General features: G+C 67.9%; 7 protein-coding genes and 1 pseudogene. 5 read left to right on the top strand and 3 right to left on the bottom strand.

The genetic code is table 11. From position 1 onward, the window contains the following. Both B9G49_RS15320 and B9G49_RS15315 read left to right on the top strand, forming a co-directional pair. Positions 1–206: pseudogene (locus B9G49_RS15320) on the top strand (hypothetical protein); the annotation flags it as partial. Between the two features lie 105 nt (positions 207–311). Next, complete coding sequence (locus B9G49_RS15315) at positions 312–1562, top strand: MBL fold metallo-hydrolase (RefSeq protein WP_086216945.1); 1251 nt, start codon at positions 312–314, stop codon at positions 1560–1562. 6 nt (positions 1563–1568) lie between these two features. Here B9G49_RS15315 and B9G49_RS15310 read toward each other — a convergent pair whose 3' ends face one another. Together B9G49_RS15310 and B9G49_RS15305 are read right to left on the bottom strand one after the other, a co-directional pair. Further along, complete coding sequence (locus tag B9G49_RS15310; protein ID WP_086216944.1) at positions 1569–2429, bottom strand: hypothetical protein; 861 nt, start codon at positions 2427–2429, stop codon at positions 1569–1571. Further along, positions 2426–3010, bottom strand: coding sequence for an ArsR family transcriptional regulator (locus B9G49_RS15305; RefSeq protein ID WP_086216943.1), 585 nt, complete (start codon positions 3008–3010; stop codon positions 2426–2428). Before B9G49_RS15305 ends, B9G49_RS15310 begins: the two co-directional genes overlap by 4 nt. A 468-nt stretch (positions 3011–3478) precedes the next feature. Between B9G49_RS15305 and B9G49_RS17110 the strand changes: the two genes are divergently transcribed. Together B9G49_RS17110 and B9G49_RS15290 are read left to right on the top strand one after the other, a co-directional pair. After that, complete coding sequence (locus tag B9G49_RS17110; RefSeq protein WP_233125231.1) at positions 3479–4231, top strand: hypothetical protein; 753 nt, start codon at positions 3479–3481, stop codon at positions 4229–4231. Positions 4232–4252: 21 nt separating this feature from the next. Next, positions 4253–4903 (top strand): hypothetical protein, encoded by a 651-nt coding sequence (locus tag B9G49_RS15290; RefSeq protein WP_086216942.1) that lies wholly within the window; start codon positions 4253–4255, stop codon positions 4901–4903. Between the two features lie 15 nt (positions 4904–4918). Here the strand turns inward: B9G49_RS15290 and B9G49_RS15285 are convergent, their stop codons facing one another. After that, positions 4919–5176: a hypothetical protein gene (locus B9G49_RS15285; protein ID WP_049930330.1), complete on the bottom strand. Its 258-nt coding sequence runs from the start codon at positions 5174–5176 to the stop codon at positions 4919–4921. Between the two features lie 117 nt (positions 5177–5293). Between B9G49_RS15285 and B9G49_RS15280 the strand changes: the two genes are divergently transcribed. Then, positions 5294–6157 (top strand): inositol monophosphatase, encoded by an 864-nt coding sequence (locus B9G49_RS15280; protein WP_086216941.1) that lies wholly within the window; start codon positions 5294–5296, stop codon positions 6155–6157. The last annotated feature ends 280 nt before the right edge of the window (positions 6158–6437 follow it).

The raw sequence follows: 6437 nt of genomic DNA, 5'->3' as shown, positions 1-6437 counted from the left end.
GATCGGACGCGGCTGCGGAGCCGGGTGCCGGTTCGGAGCCTGACCGGCCCACCGAGCGAGCCACGGTGCGGATCACCCGCGACGTGGGAGCGATCTTCGGCGTCGACGAGCGGGAGTACGAGCTCGCGAGCGAGGACGTGGTCTCACTGCCCGTCGAGAACGTCGATCCGCTCGTCCAGCGCGACGCCGCCGAGCGGATCGACTGACCGCGGTCGGCGAGGTCGGTCGCCCGAGTGAGTGACTCACTGCGGTCGACAGCGCCGCTCGACCGACCGACGGACACTAACGCCAGCGGCCGCTACGGTCCCTCGATGGAGATCGAGTTCCTCGGCGGCGCCCGCGAGGTGGGGCGGAGCGCCCTCCTCGTCGACGACGCGCTGCTCGTGGACTACGGACTGATGACCGCGGAGCCGCCGCAGTACCCGGTTCGCGATCCCGAGCCCGACGCGGTCGTCGTCTCGCACGGACACCTCGACCACGTCGGCGCGGTCCCCGCGCTGCTGAAGGGCGACCGCCGCCCGCCGATCCACTGGACGCCGCCGACCGGGGAGCTCGCGCGGACGCTCGCCGAGGACACGCTGAAGCTCCACGGGAACAGCCCGCTGTGCCCGTTCGGCGCCGAGCACGTCGCGCGGTTGGGCGAAGTGGAAGTGCGACACGGCTACGGCGACCCCTTCCCGGTCGCGGGCGGGATCGACGGCGGCGGCTACGAGGTGACGCTGTTCTCGGCCGGGCACATTCCGGGCTCGGCGCACGTCCTCGTCGACGACGGAGACACTCAGCTGCTGTACACCGGCGACTTCCACACCGACGACCAGCGGCTGGTCGCGGGGACGACGGCGCGCCCCGACGCCGACGCGGTGATCTGTGAGTCCACCTACGCGGACGTGACGCACGAGGACCGCGCCGCGGTGGAGTCGGCGTGGGCCGAGCGCGTCGAGCGGACCCTCTGGGAGGGCGGCACCGTCGTCGCGCCCGCGTTCGCCATCGGCCGGACGCAGGAGATGCTCCTCGTCGCGGCCGCGAACGACCTCACGCCGTACGTGGACGGGATGGGCGTCGGGGTGACGGAAACGCTCCGGCGGTACCCGTCGTTCCTCCGTGACGCCGACGCGTTCGGGGAGGCGGTCGGGCAGGCGCGCGTCGTCACGGGCCGCGACGGCCAGCGGAAGCGGGTCGCCGCCGAGAGCGCGCTGATCGTCACCACCTCCGGGATGCTCGCGGGCGGCCCGGTCCAGACGTACCTCCCGGAGATCAGGACGAGCCCGACGAACCTCGTGACGCTCACGGGGTACCAGGTGGAGGGGACGCCCGGCCGCGAGCTACAGGAGCGCGGGCGGTTGGAGCTGAACGGGCAGGTCAGGCCCGTGAGCGCGCGCGTGGCGTCGTACGACTTCTCCGCGCACGCCGACCGCGAGGGGCTGGAGTCGTTCCTCGACGCGTACCGGGACGCGCGCGTGCTGGTGAACCACGGCGACCGCTGCGAGGCGTTCGCCGCGGACCTGCGCGCGGACGGGGTCGACGCGAGCGCGCCCGAGGTCGGCGAGCGAATCGAGCTGTGAACGGGGTCAGTCGTCCTCGACGACGGACGTGTTCCGGACGGTTTCGGCGTCGAGCGGAACCCCCGTTCGTCTGACGCCGGGGCCCTCTCTCGGAGCGACGTGGTTCGCTCCGTTCCACCCCGGGTGGAAGTACGCGACCCCCTGCTCGGGGAACGCGACGCCGACGATCCGCTCGTTCGACGCGTTAGTCGATAGCTGCGGCCGCACTGGACTCGACGGATTCAGGCTCGCGACAGTTTCAGACCGGAGACTCCCCTCGGAACCGTTCGCACCCGGGACGGAGTCGGTGAGCCAAACGGTCGCCTCGACGGTCGCGCGTTCCCCGCCCGCCTCGACGAAGGCGTTCCCGACGCCCGCGTACCGGACGCCGGTCACCATCGGGCTCGTCGGGACGCAGGTGACGGTGTGGACGCGGCTGAGCGAGACGCTCACCCCGCCGCCGTTCCCGTCGACCTCGAAGACGAGCGGGACTTGCTCCCGCACCGGGCAGCGCAGGGTAACGTCGACCGCGGCGGCGGCGCCCTCGTCGAGCGACGAGGGGGGGTCGACTGACTCGATCGTCGCACGTGGCGATCCGGACGGCGCGATCGATACGTCGACGTCGATGTCGTCGAGGTCGCTCCCGAACCGGTTGCGGTACTCGACGACTGCCGTCAGCTCTCCGTCGCGGACTTCATCGGCGAGCGGCGCGTAGCCGAGGTACGCGCGCTCGTCGTCGGTGACGTTGACCGCGAGCCCGCGGTCGGCCTCCATCGCGGTGAACCCGGCGGTGCCGAATATCAGCCCGGCCGCCGCCGCGAACGCGAGCGCGATGCTCAGCGCGCGGAGCGGCCGTACGCGGGTCGACGGCGACGTAGCGACGTTCATTCTCGGCGGCGGAGTTCGGGGGGTTTCTCGGTGTTCCCCAAGCGCGTCCTGCGGCCGATGACGTGGTGGGCCACCGAGGAGATCCCGAAGACGGTGGCAGTGAACACCCCCACGTCGAGCGCCTCCAGCCCGGCGAATCCCGGTGTCCCCGTGACGACGGCGAGGAGGAGCGAGGCGGCGAGGGCCGCGAGCCCGACGTAGTAGAGGCTCCACGGGATCTCCCTGCTTCGGAGGACTTCGACGTAGATGTCGAGGCTCTCCAGCTCGGGTGTCGGCTCGACGAGGTTGGCCTCGTCGTCGACCGTCACCACGTTCACCTCCTCTAACTTCGGCAGGTGCGTGCGCTGAAGGGTGCTGTACACGTTTCGGCGGTCCTCGTACTTGACGTCCGTCGGGTCGATATCGTGTTCCCACGCGGTGACGTGCGTGGAGAGTTCGGAGACCTCGATCGGGCCTTCCGCCCGCTTGAGCGCGTGAATGACGAAGCGGCGTCGTCTGTTCGACAGGATTTCGAAGACCTCGTCTTCGGACAGTTCACCTCCGTTCTGACCCGTCTCGCGTGTCGGAGTTGTAGAGAGCATCGGTGTGAGCACCCTAATTTGGCGCCGGTCGGTCCCTCCCGCGAACCGGCGATATTCACCTGTAGCGTGCGCGTCGGCCCGGCATAAATAGGTTGGATAGTTAACTTGTTATGTTAGTAATGGGATAGGAACAGCCTCGGCTCGTCGCCTTTCGCGGAGCAAACGGGTCTGAGAACGGACCGATTACCGGGTTCCAAGGGGTTGTTGCGGATCGAAGCGGGTTCGAACGGCGGATCGCAGCGTCTCCACGCCGGCTTCAGGGTCGGATCGATACGGCTCATGAGCGGCAATTGTCTCGTATTGAGCCGTCCACATCGCGTATCGTGTCACCCACGTCGCGTATCGAGATCGGCACGCGAACATGTCGAGAATATCATAACGAAGTATCCCTCCCTGTATGTGATACCCAAGCACTTCCGGCCCGGATGTCCGGGTCGCGGGGGTGTGTGAACACAGGTGAGATACGATATGGAACGACGCAAGTTCATTGTTGGACTGGGTGCACTGGCTTCAGGAAGCGCGGCTGCGATGGGGACAGGCGCGTTCACCGCTGCGGAACTCGATGGACGAGAGGCGAACATCGGTGTGGTCAACGACAGCAACGGCCTCATCGGGCTCCAGTCCGGAGGATCCGAGTACGTCACCAACACCGGAGGAAGCGGCGAGAACGAGCTGATGATCGACCTCAGCTCGACCGGCGGCGGTGAGGGTGTCAACCCGAACTCCACCTACCAAGTCGGCGGACTGGGTCAGTTCGACTCCAGCAATATCGATCTAGTTCCGGGCGATCCGACCGTGGACCCACCGGTCGGACAGGTCGCTATCGACACGACCACGCTGATCTCGGAGGAGTACGCGTTCAAGGTGATGAACCAGACGGACAGTCCGAAAGACATCGAGGTTACCTACAACGCGAACGACGAGCCGTTCCCGGACGGTACGCGCCTCTTCCTGGTTGCCTACTACCCCGAAGGAGGCGATAGTTCCGAACAGGAGGAGGGCCTCGTCGTCGGGAGTGTCGCAAACGAAAACGCCAAATCGGCCAGCATCATTTTCGACGACGACCAGCAGTACTCGGCGTCGATCGGGTCGGGGAAAGAGTTTTTCATCACGATTCTCGTCGACGTGGGCGGTGCCGCCAGCGGCACCGATCTCGGCGGTACCCTCACCGTCCGCGCCGGAAGCCACGACGACTTCACCAACGCCGACGCGGGGACGTAACACCGCTCTCGGAGTATCATCATGAATCGACGCGATGTCGTGGTCGGACTGGGTGCGCTCGTCGGGACGGGAGCCGCGGCGTCCGGCACCGGCGCGTTCAGCGCGGCGGAGGCCTCCCGGGAGGCGAAGATCAACGTCGTCGACGACAGCGACGGGCTGGTCGGACTGGTCGCGAACGACGCGGTCGCGGGCGTTCGGATGAACACCGGGGGCGAGCTAACGATATCGCTCGGTGATGACGACCCCGGAGTGAACGTCGGCTCGGTATATCAGTTCGGGGCCTTCGTGTCCGACAACGGTGTGACCGACATCACGGGCGACACGTTCTCCGTGGTCGCGGCCGACGACCCGTCGGACATGAGCGGCGGGCAGGAATCCCTTGAGTCCGCGTTCGCCGTCGTGAATCAGTCGGCCAACGACCTCGCTCTCACGGTCGACTTCGAACTGCGAGACGACAGTGACGAGGGAACAAAGTACGCCTTCGAGCTACAGTCCTCGCAGGGCGGTGGCGGGACGCGGGAAGGGCTCGCGACGAGCCCAATAACAGGCCAGCTCACCGCGCAGCTGGCCACCGGCGAATCGATCGGGGTCTCGTTCATAGTCAATGCGCTAGACGGAGCGACGGCAGACGAAATCGCGGGGAGTCTGAGCCTCTCTGCGACGACCGTCTAGCGATCTGTGTTTTCCCTATTCCCCGCCGTCGGTGTACGCCCAGTCGTCGAGGACGCGCTCGGCGGCCGCGTTCGCCTCCGCCGGGGAGGGGCAAGAGCCGTCGACGACCTCTTCGGAGAGTTCGCCCGCGAGGTCGTACACCGCGGCCCCGTCCGCGCGCTCGGCGACGCGCTCGAAGGTGGGCCGGTAGCCGGCGGCGGCGCGCTGACCGATCTCGTCGAGCGAGGCGTCGATGGTGTACTCGAGCTGACGGACCGCTTCCTCGGGTTTCATATCCAATTGTCCGACTCCGACCTACTTAAATGTACTCAGATTCAGAACTGAGTTAATTTCGACTCGCGCCCCGCGTCGAACCGACGTTTATACTCCGCGGCGGCGTCGACTGGGCGCATGACCGACGCAGACGAGCGCGGCGCCGATTCGGGCGGGCGCGAGGAAGTCCCCGCTCCCGCGGCCCGCGCGGGCGACGTCGACGAACGCGCCGCGGTCGCGAAGCGTGCCGCGGAGGCGGGCGCCGCGGTGGCGAACGAGGGCTTCCGGAGCGACATCGCGGTGGAGACGAAAGGCGAGGACGACGTGGTGACCGAGGCGGACCGCGCCGCCCAGCGCGCCGTCATCGAGTCGATCCGCGAGTCGTACCCCGACGACGCGGTCGTCGGCGAGGAAGAGGACGAGCGCAAGACGGTCCCCGAGTCGGGCCCCGCGTGGGTGATCGACCCCATCGACGGAACCCACAACTACGTCCGCGACATCCGCGTGTGGGCCACCGCGGTCGCCGCCGTCGTCGACGGCGAGCCGGTGGCGGCGGCGATCGTCGCGCCCGCGCCCGGCGACACCTACATCGCCGACGCCGAGGGCGCGTACCGTAACGGCGAGCCGATCGCGGTGAGCGGCGTGACCGAGACCCGGCACGCGACCGTCGACCCGACGATCTGGTGGGAATACGACGCCCGCGACGAGTACGCCCGCGCCTGCGAGGCGATTGTCACCCGTTTCGGCGATATGCGCCGGCTCGGCGCGGCGCAGGTGGTCCTGCCCACCGTCGCCGCCGGCGGGCTGGAGGGGACGATCACGAACGTCGCGGCGAACCCGTGGGACACGGTGGCGGGCGTCTTCGCGATCCGGCAGGCCGGCGGGCGCGTGACGGACTTGGACGGGAACCGCTGGCGGCACGACTCGACCGGGCTGGTCGCCTCGAACGGCGCACTCCACGACGAGGTGCTCGCGGCCGCGAACGAGATCGAATCAGACTGATAAGCGGAGTCCGTAGCCGTTGCTGGTCGGTGCCGAGTCGTTAGGTGATAAATCGAGGTCGCCGATCGGTGGATAGCCGCCGTATCCGTTCAGTTATAACTGGTTGATAGCGGATCGACGGCGAACACCGCCGAAGCCTCAGTCGCTTACTTATAAATGACTGGTGGCGGATCGACGGCGAACACCGCCGAAGCCCCAGTCGCGAGGACGACGCACGCTCGTTGCGCTCCTCGCTCGTTCGCTCCGCTCACTCGCTGCGGTGCTTACGTCGCCTGCGTCG

The organism is Halorubrum sp. SD683 (assembly GCF_002135045.1).
GTDB lineage: Archaea > Halobacteriota > Halobacteria > Halobacteriales > Haloferacaceae > Halorubrum > Halorubrum ezzemoulense.
The sequence above is the reverse complement of the archived record's forward strand: the minus strand, read 5'-3'. Positions and strand labels throughout refer to the sequence as shown.

What these genes read in the sequence shown, in the direction of transcription:
- B9G49_RS15285 (WP_049930330.1), bottom strand. Translation starts at nt 5,176, where the DNA reads ATGAAACCCGAGGAAGCGGTCCGTCAGCTCGAGTACACCATCGACGCC.
- B9G49_RS15310 (WP_086216944.1), bottom strand. Translation starts at nt 2,429, where the DNA reads ATGAACGTCGCTACGTCGCCGTCGACCCGCGTACGGCCGCTCCGCGCG.
- B9G49_RS15280 (WP_086216941.1), top strand. Translation starts at nt 5,294, where the DNA reads ATGACCGACGCAGACGAGCGCGGCGCCGATTCGGGCGGGCGCGAGGAA.
- B9G49_RS15290 (WP_086216942.1), top strand. Translation starts at nt 4,253, where the DNA reads ATGAATCGACGCGATGTCGTGGTCGGACTGGGTGCGCTCGTCGGGACG.
- B9G49_RS15305 (WP_086216943.1), bottom strand. Translation starts at nt 3,010, where the DNA reads ATGCTCTCTACAACTCCGACACGCGAGACGGGTCAGAACGGAGGTGAA.
- B9G49_RS15315 (WP_086216945.1), top strand. Translation starts at nt 312, where the DNA reads ATGGAGATCGAGTTCCTCGGCGGCGCCCGCGAGGTGGGGCGGAGCGCC.
- B9G49_RS17110 (WP_233125231.1), top strand. Translation starts at nt 3,479, where the DNA reads ATGGAACGACGCAAGTTCATTGTTGGACTGGGTGCACTGGCTTCAGGA.